The sequence below is a fragment of the Bremerella sp. P1 genome, from assembly GCF_028748185.1.
In the GTDB taxonomy this organism is placed as follows: domain Bacteria; phylum Planctomycetota; class Planctomycetia; order Pirellulales; family Pirellulaceae; genus Bremerella.
In genome coordinates, this window is sequence record NZ_CP118164.1 from 1816948 (window position 1) to 1828679 (window position 11732).

The following is an 11732-nucleotide window of genomic DNA, read 5'->3' on the forward strand; positions in this document are numbered from 1 at the left end:
TATCTTGGGCTAGTTTTGAGAACTCCCACATCCCGAAAAGGGGGCGCCCTACCCTGGTGGAAATCACCATCACGTTTGGGACAAAGGTGCGTTCGCTGCAATCGTGTCACCCCGAGTTCCTTTAAACCGCCTTGAAACAAGCGCTCTAGATGCGATCTCAAGCCGCGATGGCGCGTCTGCCGCCGTAGAGCACTCGGAACTCAGACCGAAGCGTTCAAATCGCGCAGACACTACCGTAAGTCATTATTCAATAGTGACTTACACATACCCTTGATTTTGTATTTGTTGGCGGAGATGTCTCTTGAACTCTCAATTGGCTCCACGCTCATCACCCGCTTAGACAATTTGATCCCGTACTCACTTAACAAGCTGGCTTTGGTCATCGCCCCAGTCCAAAGAAGACGTGCCGACTGGTCTCAAATCAATCGTGTTTGATCCATCGCTGCGGCTTACAGCAGTACTGGTTAGAACGCCGGAAAAACAGGTGGTTTACTCTCGATTTGCCCGTCTTTGCTGGGGGTCTCTGCCATTGAATTGGCGTTGTTGCGAAATCGTATACCGGATACGATCCTTTTCACTAAATTGAACTTGGCTTTTCGTAGTCAGATTTCGAGGGCGGGATTTCAGCAGGATGGACGACCGCCATCGGAGGTAAGAACGGATTCGATGCTCTCTGGTGTATTCCCCCAGAGAAATCACAACCGCGAAAGATGCCGATCGAATGAAAGCAATGATTTTATGCGGTGGTGAAGGAACGAGACTCCGCGAGTTCACCGAGGTCTTGCCCAAGCCCTTGGTGGAAATTGGTGGCCGCCCCATCCTCTGGCACATCATGAATATCTTCTCCGCGGCCGGAGTGAACGATTTCACACTTTGCCTTGGTTACAAAGGCAATATGATCCGAAACTATTTCCTCAACTACGAGGCCATGGAATCGGACTTCACGATTCGGCTCGGTGATCCTTCATCCCTGCAGCTACATAATCGATGTGACGTAACCCGCGACTGGAAAGTTACGTGCGTTGACACCGGCGAACAGGCAATGACCGGAGCACGAATTGCTCGTGCGGCTCGCTTTCTGGTCGACGACGAACGATTCTGCCTGACGTACGGGGATGGAATTGCGGACATCGACATCAACGAGCTGATTAAGTTTCATGTTGCCGAAGGTGCGTTGGCAACGATGACCGGTATTCGCCCTCCCAGCCGATTTGGCGACTTGGAAATCACGAACAATCGCGTGACCTCCTTCCGCGAAAAATCACAAGTTGGTCAAGGCTTGATCAACGGCGGGTTCATGGTCATGGAACTCGACTTCCTGCGTTATCTCACGGCAGACGACCAGTGCGTGCTGGAACGAGAGCCACTGGAACGATGTGCTCGCGATGGCCAACTGGCCGTCTATGAGCACCATGGATTCTGGTACTGCATGGATACGTTCCGAGACTGGAAAGTACTCGACGAGATGTGGCGCACCAAGGACACGCCTTGGCTGAAGAGGGAAGCGGCATGAAAACCCAATTCCAAGGAAAACGCGTCTTCCTGACCGGACATACTGGGTTCAAAGGATCCTGGACTTCCCTCTGGCTTTCCCAAATGGGAGCCCAAGTCTACGGATATGCTCTCGATCCGCCAACCAATCACAATAACTTCACGTCGTCGCAGGTCGCTTCAAGATTAGCTGCGGATACCCGTGCGGATCTCTCGGACTTTGACCAATTGCAGACCGCAATCGATCAAGCTCGACCCGATGTTATTCTTCACATGGCAGCCCAGCCTATCGTGAACACAGCGCTCGCCGATCCACGCAGCACCTACCAGACGAACGTCATGGGTACGGTGAACCTGCTGGAAGCCGTTCGCGTAATCGGACGTCCCTGTCACGTGATCGTGATCACCAGCGACAAGTGTTATCGCGACTTAGGCGAAAACCGTCCTTACAAGGAAGACGACCCGCTGGGTGGCAACGATCCCTACAGCGCCAGTAAAGGAGCGACGGAAGTCGTCGCTCATAGCTATCGAGCCAGCTACTTTCCACCAGCCTCGCTACAAGAGCATGGCATCAGTCTTGCAACGGCCCGGGCGGGCAATGTCATTGGCGGTGGCGACTGGGGTGCGTGCCGTATTGTTCCTGACCTATGTGCAGCGTTTCATCGCGGAGACATGCTGCAGCTGCGCATGCCGCATGCAATCCGACCATGGCAACATGTGCTGGAACCCGTTTCTGGCTATCTCCACCTGGCCGCAGAGATGATTCGTCGACCGAGTCCTCGCTGGTGCCAGGCTTGGAACTTCGGACCGGAAGACGAATCGGCCGTTACGGTCGAGCGATTGGTCCGTGAGTTCAGCAAGGCTTGGAATGGTGGTGGCTGGGAGAACGCGATTCCCGATGAGCCACTCCGCGAATCGGTCTACCTACGACTGAACAACTCGAAGGCCAAGCGGGAACTGGGTTGGTTTCCACGCTGGTCTCTTCAGGAAACCGTCGAACGTACCGTTCGGTGGTACAAGCGTTTTCATTTAGATCCATCGCAAAATATGCTCGCGTCTTGTTTGGAGGACTTGGAAGCCTACCAGGAGACTCAGGGGATTTTGGTATGAGCAATGTTGGCGTCGTCGAGACGAGTAACCAGTCGAGATCTCCTGACGAACTTCGTGCGCAGATCCTAAGTCTAGTCGAGCAGTACCACGACGCTGCCTATCCCAAGAAGGAGTTTCGCCCTGGCAAAGATGCGGTACGGATTTCGGGGCGGGTATTCGATGCAGCTGACATGAAATCGCTGGTCGATTCATCGCTCGACTTCTGGCTTACCGCTGGCCGATTCGCCGAAGAGTTTGAAAGCCGCTTCGCCGAAGTAGTCGGGACACGATACTCATTACTGGTCAACTCAGGCTCCAGCGCCAATCTGGTTGCCCTGTCCGCACTCACTTCACCGAAACTGGAAGATCGTCAGCTTCGCCCTGGTGATGAAGTGATCACCGTCGCTTCTGGCTTTCCAACCACCGTCAACCCGATTCTTCAGAACCAATTGGTACCGGTTTTTGTCGATGTTCATGTACCAACATACAACATCGACATTTCGCAACTCGAAGCAGCCCTTTCGCCGAAGTCCAAGGCAATTTTCATTGCCCACACGCTTGGCAATCCGTTCCAAGTGGCCGAGGTTCGCGAATTCGCAGACAAACACAATCTCTGGCTGATCGAGGACTGCTGTGACGCGCTCGGTGCGACCTATCAGGGAAAGAATTGCGGAACATTCGGTGATCTAGCGACATTTAGCTTCTATCCTGCCCATCACATCACGATGGGAGAAGGAGGCGCCGTCGTGATGAACTCGCCCAAGCTTAAGAAGCTGGTTGAGTCGTTCCGTGACTGGGGACGCGATTGCTGGTGCGCTCCTGGCGAAGACGATACTTGCGGCAAGCGATTCGCCTGGCAATTGGGACAGCTCCCACCTGGCTACGACCACAAGTACATCTATTCGCATATCGGTTACAACCTGAAAGCAACCGACATGCAGGCCGCCGTTGGTGTTTCGCAGCTCGACAAGCTGGAAGGGTTTGTGACGGCCCGAAACCGCAACTTCAAGCTACTCAGTGAAGGTCTCCAGGACCTGCAAGAATACTTCATTCTACCGGAGCCAACGCCGGAGTCGGAACCTAGCTGGTTTGGTTATCCCTTGGCTGTGCGACCCGATAGCCCCATCAGCCGAGACGACGTCGCGCAAGCGATGGCCCGAGCAAGGATTGGCACCCGCTTTCTGTTCGGAGGCAATCTATTGCGACAGCCGGCCTACAAGGACACGCCCCGCCGCACCGTTGGGGATCTGCCCAACGCCGACTTCATTATGAATCAGGTTTTATGGTTGGGCGTGTATCCCGGCATTGATGATTCTCAGAGGGAATATGTGATCGACGCGCTCCATCAGATCCCTACAAGCTAACCATCTGCTCGCCGATCAGGTTTTTGAAATGTCGAATCAGGATGATCGCCGTCTCATCAGTATTGTTACGCCGGCGTACAACGAGGAAGACTCGGTTCACGAATGCCACGCGGCCGTAGCAGAACTGTTTCGCGGCCCGCTGTCGAACTATCGATACGAACACATCTTCGCAGATAATGCCTCGACAGATTCAACGGTTGCGATACTGCGAGAGATCGCCGCTGAAGACCCCCACGTCAAAGTCATCGTGAACTCTCGCAACTTTGGCCCCCTCAAATCACTTTGGAACGCGACTCAGGCAGCAACCGGCGACGCCGTGATTCCGTGTCTTGCGGCGGACCTGCAAGATCCCCCGGAAATCATTGTCGAGTTCGTAAAGAAGTGGGAAGAAGGGTTCGACATAGTCCATGGCATTCGTGCCGATCGCCAAGAAGGCGCGGTACTGCACTTCATCCGTCGTATGTACTATCGCGGAATCCGCTGGCTGGCCAATGTGGACATCCCGCTCAACAGCGGCGAGTTTCAGCTCATTGATCGCAAAGTTGCCCAAGTCCTTGCCGAGGTTGAGGATTACTATCCGTACGTTCGCGGATTGATTGCTGCGTGCGGATTCAAGCAAGCTCGTGTCCCCTACACCATGCTGGCTCGAAAGCGGGGAGTTTCCAAAGCCAATTGGTACGGCATGATCGATATCGGACTCAATGGACTCATCTCATTGAGCAATGTCCCGATGCGAGTCTGCATGGCAATCGGGTTCCTCACTTCCGGACTTAGTCTGGTGTTTGCGTTGGTATCCTGCATTGCAGCGATCATCGCTATGGCAACCGGCCAACAGACTCCCAGCCCCGGTATTCCGACGCTTATCGTGGGCATGTTTTTTCTGGGCGGAGTTCAACTCTTCTTTCTCGGCTTCATGGGCGAGTATATCTCGGCCATTCATTCCCAGGTCAGGCGGCGCCCCATTGTGATTGAACAAGAACGAATCAACTTCGAAAGAAGTGTCGTGCCATCTTTGGCGATAAATCGCAAAGCATCGTAACGCACTTCGCCTCGAACCACTTGCACGGAAAGCGATTGAGGACATCCATGGAACGGGAAAGCAAGACGATTGAAGGCTGCTGGCAAACCTGGCTTGATGACGTTCGCCATCTGAAGTCGATCGATGACTTTTCCAGCCTGATGACCATCGCGATGCCGCTTGAGCAGTCGTCCGGCTATCTCGTTCCGCTGTGCGAATTTCACGCAGGCGATGACGAAACCATTTCCCTGCTCGCGAAGTGGCGAGACGCGAATCAAACCGCCTACCCGACCCGCTTCGCGGTCACTCTCGAAGGCACGAAAACGTGGCTGAAGAAGGCGATCTTGGAAAATGACGCTCGCGTGCTGTTCCTGGTCCTAGATCGCTATGGGCGACCAGTCGGCCACGCTGGTTTCGCGGGCTGCGACAACGACGCCGGCAACCTTGAACTCGACAATATCGTTCGCGGCGAAAACAGATCTCCCGGGATTATGGGAGAGGCCATCAGTAAACTAATCCGTTGGGTAGAAGCGGAAGCGAAACCGAACAGCCTGTTCCTGCGTGTGTTTGCGGACAACGATCACGCGATCAGTTTCTACGAGAAACTTGGATTCCAAAATACATCGACCATCCCGCTACGACGACATGAGTCCAACGGGCGAGTGGACTTTCTGGAGTTGGAAGCGGACGATAGCGACGCCCCAGACTCCACCATGTATCGCATGGAATACGCAGCACAGGATGCCTCCGCTGATGATTGGATCTTAACGGCAGGTCCATCCGTCTCTTCCCGAGAAGTGTCGTACTCGACTGATGCCGCACGTACCGGCTGGAACTCGAAGTGGGGCGACTATCTCAAGAAGTTCGAGCAGCATGCGTGCGATTATCTTGGCGTTCGCTACGCCATTACGACTTCTTCCTGTACCGGTGCCCTGCACCTCAGTTTGCTGGCCGCAGGGATTGGTCCTGGTGATGAAGTGATCGTACCGGAGATCTCGTGGATTGCCACGGCCAGTGCCATCCGATACGTCGGAGCAAGACCCGTTTTCGCGGACGTTCGCTACGACTCGATGTGTCTCGATGCGAACGACTTCAAAGCGAAGATCACTTCGAAGACTAAGGCCGTGATTCCGGTTCATCTCTACGGCCAGTCAGCACCGATGACGGAGATCACCGCCATTGCCCAAGAGCATGGCCTCAAGATCATTGAAGATGCCGCCCCTGCCCTGGGGACGACTTGTGACGGCAAACTGGCGGGCACTTGGGGAGACGCGGGTTGCTTCAGTTTCCAAGGAGCCAAGTTAGCCGTCACCGGTGAGGGTGGTCTGCTGGTCACGAACTCCGAAGAGGTGTACCAGCGTGCGATGAAATTATGGGATCATGGCCGACGACCTGGCTCGTTTCAAATCGACAAGGTTGGCTGGAAGTACAAGATGAGTAATCTTCAAGCGGCCTTCGGGCTTGCCCAGTTGGAACGCATCGAACAGTTGATTCGCTGCAAACGACAAGTCTTCGCGTGGTATGAAGAAATGCTCGATGGTGTCTCCGGCATCGAGTTGATGCGAGAACCAGCCGGAACCCACAGCATCTACTGGATGTCGAATATCCTTGTCGATCCTGACTGCGGAATGACCCGCGAACAGCTAACCGACCAATTGAAGCAGCGAAAGATTGATACGCGGCCGGTGTTCTCACCCATGAGCACCTTCCCTATCTGGGACGAACCACAACAGACCACCGGACGAGTGGCTGCCGATATTTCGCAACGTGGCATCAATCTGCCCAGCGGTGTCTGTCTGACCTACAAGCAAGTAGCCCGTGTTTGCTACGAATTGAAGCAAGTCCTGAGATCGAAACGATCACTCGCAGCGTAGTTGTCCCATGATCATACCCGTACATTCCACCGATCGAAGTGAAAGCCTTGCTCGACGCATTCGCAAGCACTGCGTACAGATGTGTCACGATGCAGGGACTTCGCACATTGGATCGAACTTAAGCTGTTGCGATCTGATTGCGGTCCTGTACAGCAGCATCCTTCGATACGATCCGAATCAGCCACAGATGGCCGATCGCGACCGTTTTATCATGTCCAAGGGACACGCAGCGGCTGTGATCTATGCAGTACTTGCGGAGACCGGCTTCATTCCCGAAGAGAAGCTACGCGAGTTCTGCCAGAATGGAAGTCCCATTGCTGGGCATGTTCACTCCCATGGTGTGCCTGGGATCGAATTCTCGACCGGTTCACTTGGGCATGGCTTGCCGGTCGGTTGTGGGATTGCCCTGGCAGCAAGGGCTGACAAATCAAATCATCGCGTATTTGTACTGATGTCTGATGGTGAATGCGACGAGGGGACGACCTGGGAAGCAGCACTCTTTGCTGCCCAGCATCGCCTCGGGGGACTCACGGCGATCATCGATACAAACAGTTGGCAAAGCTACGGCTCAACCGCCGACGTGCTCGACCTTGAACCCTTCGCCGACAAGTGGAAGGCATTTCGCTGGGATGTAACCGAGGTTAACGGCCACGACCATCAGGCGATTCAGAAGGTATTATCCCGTCCCGTCGATCCGAATGGACCTCCGCGCGTGGTCATTGCCCGTACCGTGAAGGGAAAGGGCATTCCTCATATGGAAGACCAGTTGGTCTGGCACTACCGCTCGCCCAGCGACGAAGACGTAAGACTCGCACAAAGCATTCTCGAGGATCCCAACTCGTGAGAAAAGCATTTATCGAATCATTGCTTGCTGCCGCGAAGGCGGATCCCAGAATCTGGCTTCTGTGCGGTGACCTGGGCTTTTCCGTACTCGATCCATTCGCCGCGGAATTTCCCGAACGCTATATCAACTGCGGCGTCGCTGAGCAGAACATGATTGGTGTCGCAGCAGGTCTCGCGAAAGAGGGAAAGATCCCGTTCGTTTATTCGATTGCCAATTTCTCAACGCTTCGTTGCCTGGAGCAGATCCGCAACGATGTCGCCTATCACGACTTGCCAGTTCGCATTGTGTCGGTAGGGGCGGGCTTTGCTTACGGTGCGGCTGGGTTTACACACTTTGGAATTGAAGAAGTTGCCGCCCTCCGAGCGTTTCCCAACTTGCTCGTAGTTTCGCCTGGGGATCCGATCGAAGCGGCAGCATCGGTCACAGCCCTGGCCCGCGATCGTCGCCCCGCGTACTTGCGACTTGGCAAAGGGGGAGAAACGGCCGTTCATCCAACACCGCTTGAATTAACGCTTGGACATGCAATCCAAGTTCAAGATGGAGATCAGGCCACCGTTCTCGCTTCCGGTAGCTTGCTGGCGACTGCCGTCGAGGCGGCCAACGACTTGGCAGCCTCAGGAATCAACGTTCGCGTGTTGAGTGTGCCCACAATCGCTCCGCTCGATTCAAACGCCATTCAGAAAGCGGCGTACGAAACCGGCAACCTTGTAACGGTCGAAGAGCACACAATTGGAGGCCTAGGCTCGGCTGTGGCCGAACTTGTTGCCACGGAAGGCCTACCTGCCAAACTGAAGATGGTTTGCATCGGCAAGGAGCGTACAACGCCGGCAGGTGGCCATGCATTCTTGAGAAGCGAGTATGGTCTGACGGCCGACCAGATTGTTTCTGCGGTTCGATCACTGACCCAACGTCAACCCGTTTAGCCCCTACCGCACATCTCCGTATTTCAGACTAAGGTACTCCGATGGCGGACGCCCTGGCTTCCGAGCCAACATCTTATTGGAAGTCTTTGTCACTCCAGCGTGGGGTCTTGCTCGCGGCTCTCATTCCACTGAGCATTTCGCTCGTTTTGCGATTTCTCATGATTGGTGGGCCGCCGTGCACCGATGAAGGTTCCTATGTGGCGATCGGAATGCACCGAGGCCTGCAAGCGCGTCCATTGGCCCCAGTTGGCCTATATCCACTGTTGGTCGTCCAGGGATTTGGTGTCTCGCCTGAAGCTCCCCTGTTTCGTCCACGTGTCGTCGATGCAATCGTAGCGGCCATCGGTGCCGGCCTGCTCGGTTTCTTTCTTTATCGCATGTCCAATGCCTGGATCGCGACGCTGGTCACCAGTGCGTATGTTGTTGTCGTCAATCAGTATGTCAACTTCGGCTTCCGAAATTCGATCACGGCCGCGACTGCCTTACTGCTGCTGTCGCTGATCTTGATCCAGTCGAAATCACTGCGGGCAATGTTTATCGCGGGACTGCTCATACCGTTTGTCGCGTTGCTGCGTGAACCGATGATCTTTGTGCCGATTCCCATACTCGCGTACGCGTTCGTCCAACAACGATGGCGCGGGGCGGCGTGGTGCCTGGCCGGCATGGTCATCGGAGGGCTGCTTGGCCTGAGCTTGCTACATTTCATTTCTGGCTCGGTGGGCGAGACGCTCATCGCATTCCAGAAGCAAGTCGGAGTCTTCAAGGTATTGCCCAGCAGTGGAGCCATGGTGACCCAGACCGCATTCCGATTCATTTCGGCTCAGTGGTGGTTTCTGATTCCCGCCGTCATTGCTATTCCCCTGACGATCTACTACAAGCGTTTCGGGACTTTGATTGTTGCCGCTCTATTCCTGGCAATCATTGCACCGGAAGTATTCTCGAAGTGTCCGGTTATGTATCACTTCGCTCAGGGATGCCTCGCTTGCTCGCTTCTCATTGCTGTTGGTTTGTATCAAGCCCTAGAGCTATGGAAAAGCCAGAATGAAAATCGAATGCCACGTGTCGCACTAGGAATTGCAGCCGGACTGCTAACGCTGTCTGCCGCCTGGGGCATCTATCAGTCGACACACGGATATTCTGAAATGGCCCGCCAGTCGAGGCACTTTTATCCAATTATGGTCGATGGCAATTGGGACAATTCCTTGAAAGAAGAAGACTTCTATTTGCTGCTTGCCGACAAGCTTAGAACCAACGCGAATCCGGATGATCGCATGATCGTCAGTGGGCACTATTGGGTTCTGTATCCATTGACGAAGATGGAGCCCGCGGACCTAGAGTATCCGGAATTGACCTTCGCGTCCCATGCCACCGAGGACGACTTCCAGGCTCTGTGCGAACGACTACGCTCGCAGCCTCCGGAGTTCTTCGTGGAAACCTATCGCGAAACTCAGGAAGCCAGGTTCCGCGACATCTGGCCTGAATTCGACGACCAATATGAAGTCATGTTAGACGTGCCTATCAATCCGGCCATCCGCTACGGTATCTTTGGTGGACGAATCTGGCAGAAGAAGAGCAGCAACGCCTCGATCAATGTCGCGGCAAAAGATGACGCCCTGCCTGCTCGCTGAACTGTTTCTATCACATCATAGGCGAGCGAAGTCGCAGGCAACTCTGCCGGACGTCAATCACTGCGACTGGGAAGCCTGATATCGTTGGTACGCCGACGTGTTGCGAAGTCGCGCATCGTCTCGTGTATTGGTCCGGTATTGGACGTTATAATTCGGTCGCTGAGGCACTTTCCATTGTGGTCCTTTATTCTGATGAAGAACAAAGGACACTCCGAGAAGTACGATAAGGAACCCTCCAACGAGGAACAATCGAATCGTGGCGAAGACATAAGAGTCACGTGGCATGGCCATGGTAATATTCCTCGATCTTGGTGGTTGAAGTTTGTGTGATGTCTTATTCCTGAGGAAGCTCAAGGGCATCGGAGATCCACTTCAGGATGACCTCTTCCGAAGTATCCAGCCCGCTAATCTCCAGCTCCTTCTGCTCTCCGCTGATGAGCGAAAATCGCACGAAGTTGCGGATTCGCATTCCTTCGGTTTCCTGCACGACGGTGATCCGGCGAATCCCATCCCAAGGAATCGTCGAGCCACCGAGTCGCGAGCCAGAGATTCCACTTTGAGACAATTGCAACTGCACACGACTGTCTAAGGCTTGAAATGTCGCATAAAGGAAGGCACAAACCGCAAACGCACCGAGCACCATCGCGTAAAAACCACCTGCGAAGACCGCGATGCCGGTCAAAATAACTGCCCCAGCAATTGTCCAGGCGACTTTGCCAGAACTGCGATAACATTCGAGAGATGCACGTGGTTGAGCAGTGGCGAACATGATGAATGACTCCCAAAAACACTTTTGTGGCGGTTGGCCTCTATAAGGGAATTCCCAACTTCTTAGTTGACCGGACACCTAAGTTGTGATTTTCTCAGAATTAGCAAACATGGGGGGATATGGATGCAAGATGAGCAAAATTGGGATCGTTTGATTGAAGGCCTACGAACAGGCGACAACGACGCATGTCGTGATTTCTGGACAAGTTACGGCCCCTTGCTGGAATCGGTGGCCCAGAAACAGCTTTCCACCCGACTGCAGCGGCGAGTGGGATCCGACGATATTGTGCAGTCCGCTTGTCGGACTTTCTTTCGGCGGGTGTCTGCGGGGCAATTTGATCTGCCCGACGCTGACACCCTGTGGCGTTTGATTTGTTCGATTACCCTGACCAAAGCCCGCCGGGCAGCGCGAGACCATTCGCGCCAGAAACGGGGGATGAATCGCGAACAAGACATTTCCGCTGGCAATACCGATGGCAGCAATCCGGAAGGCCAACTTGCCTCTCCCGAATCGTCGCCACTGGATGCCGCCGAAATGGTCGACCAGATGCAGGCCCTCTTGTCGGGCTTGGGAGAGCAGGAATGCCAGATCCTCGATCTAAAGTTACAGCAATACACCAATGACGAAATCGCCGAACAACTGGGTTGCTCCGAACGGACGGTCCGGCGAGTGATCAAACGCCTGCAGGACAAGTGGCTAACAATGGACGAGAGCAGCTAAAGCAAATTCACC

General features: G+C 54.4%; 10 protein-coding genes. 9 read left to right on the top strand and 1 reads right to left on the bottom strand.

The window, feature by feature from the left end:
- Positions 1-721: 721 nt before the first annotated feature.
- Genes rfbF through PSR63_RS07545 form a run of 8 tightly spaced genes read left to right on the top strand, consistent with a single transcriptional unit; the run spans position 722 to position 10231 of the window.
- On the top strand, positions 722-1513 hold the full coding sequence (gene rfbF, locus PSR63_RS07510) for a glucose-1-phosphate cytidylyltransferase (protein WP_274332084.1): 792 nt from the start codon (positions 722-724) through the stop codon (positions 1511-1513).
- Positions 1510-2601, top strand: a complete 1092-nt coding sequence (rfbG, locus tag PSR63_RS07515) for a CDP-glucose 4,6-dehydratase (RefSeq protein WP_274332085.1) — start codon at positions 1510-1512, stop codon at positions 2599-2601. Before rfbF ends, rfbG begins: the two co-directional genes overlap by 4 nt.
- Positions 2598-3944 (top strand): lipopolysaccharide biosynthesis protein RfbH, encoded by a 1347-nt coding sequence (gene rfbH, locus PSR63_RS07520; RefSeq protein WP_274332086.1) that lies wholly within the window; start codon positions 2598-2600, stop codon positions 3942-3944. Before rfbG ends, rfbH begins: the two co-directional genes overlap by 4 nt.
- A gap of 28 nt (positions 3945-3972) precedes the next feature.
- Entirely contained in the window at positions 3973-4983 is a 1011-nt protein-coding gene (locus tag PSR63_RS07525; RefSeq protein WP_274332087.1) for a glycosyltransferase family 2 protein, read from the top strand.
- A 47-nt stretch (positions 4984-5030) separates the two neighbouring features.
- A complete protein-coding gene (locus PSR63_RS07530) occupies positions 5031-6836 on the top strand; it encodes a bifunctional GNAT family N-acetyltransferase/PLP-dependent aspartate aminotransferase family protein (RefSeq protein WP_274332089.1) in 1806 nt (601 codons plus the stop codon).
- 7 nt (positions 6837-6843) lie between these two features.
- Entirely contained in the window at positions 6844-7680 is an 837-nt protein-coding gene (locus tag PSR63_RS07535; RefSeq protein ID WP_274332091.1) for a transketolase, read from the top strand.
- Positions 7677-8603: a transketolase family protein gene (locus PSR63_RS07540; protein ID WP_274332093.1), complete on the top strand. Its 927-nt coding sequence runs from the start codon at positions 7677-7679 to the stop codon at positions 8601-8603. Before PSR63_RS07535 ends, PSR63_RS07540 begins: the two co-directional genes overlap by 4 nt.
- Before the next feature lie 41 nt (positions 8604-8644).
- Positions 8645-10231, top strand: coding sequence for a hypothetical protein (locus PSR63_RS07545; RefSeq protein WP_274332095.1), 1587 nt, complete (start codon positions 8645-8647; stop codon positions 10229-10231).
- A 334-nt stretch (positions 10232-10565) separates the two neighbouring features.
- Here the strand turns inward: PSR63_RS07545 and PSR63_RS07550 are convergent, their stop codons facing one another.
- On the bottom strand, positions 10566-11000 hold the full coding sequence (locus tag PSR63_RS07550; protein ID WP_274332097.1) for a hypothetical protein: 435 nt from the start codon (positions 10998-11000) through the stop codon (positions 10566-10568).
- A gap of 123 nt (positions 11001-11123) precedes the next feature.
- On the opposite strand from PSR63_RS07550, the gene PSR63_RS07555 reads away from it, so the two are divergent.
- The gene (locus PSR63_RS07555) at positions 11124-11720 is read left to right on the top strand and encodes a sigma-70 family RNA polymerase sigma factor (RefSeq protein WP_274332099.1); all 597 of its coding nucleotides are present in this window, start codon (positions 11124-11126) and stop codon (positions 11718-11720) included.
- Positions 11721-11732: the final 12 nt, after the last annotated feature.